Source organism: Rhodoferax ferrireducens, assembly GCF_003347515.1.
In the GTDB taxonomy this organism is placed as follows: domain Bacteria; phylum Pseudomonadota; class Gammaproteobacteria; order Burkholderiales; family Burkholderiaceae_C; genus Rhodoferax.
Genome location: NZ_QEII01000094.1, coordinates 1 through 493, shown reverse-complemented (window position 1 = coordinate 493; position 493 = coordinate 1). Strand labels below are relative to the sequence as shown.

The following is a 493-nucleotide window of genomic DNA, read 5'->3' as shown; positions in this document are numbered from 1 at the left end:
GTATTGCGATGGCCTGCCTCTGTACCGCCAGGCCGCCCTGCTGGGACGTTTTGGCGGGGGCGACCTCTCGCGCAACACCATGGCGGCCAGCATCGTGCGCGTGGGCCAGGCGGTGCAGCCTATCCTGTACTTGCTGCGTGACCATTTGCTCGATGCCCCACTCACCTATGGTGATGAGACCCAGATCCAGGTGCTCAAGGAGCCTGGCAAAAGCGCACAGTCCAAGAGCTACATGTGGGTGCAGATGACCCTGGGCTCAGGTCCCGATGGCACCGGGCCACCGATTCGCCTGTTTGCCTACTCCCCCTCGCGCAGCACAGCGGCCGCGCAGATCCTGTACGCCGGTATGCGCGGGGGAACGGTGCTGATGACCGACGGCTATGCTGTCTATGACCAGATCTCCAGCGCGAACCGATTGGTGCACCTGGCATGCTGGGCGCATTGCAGACGCGACTTCAATGACGCGCTGCAGGCATTGCCCAAGCATGCACGG

At 63.5% G+C, this 493-nt stretch carries 1 protein-coding gene; it reads left to right on the top strand.

Annotated elements, in window-relative coordinates:
* On the top strand, nucleotides 1-493 hold a 493-nt coding region (locus C5P05_RS00385; protein ID WP_157979142.1), incomplete at both ends, for an IS66 family transposase.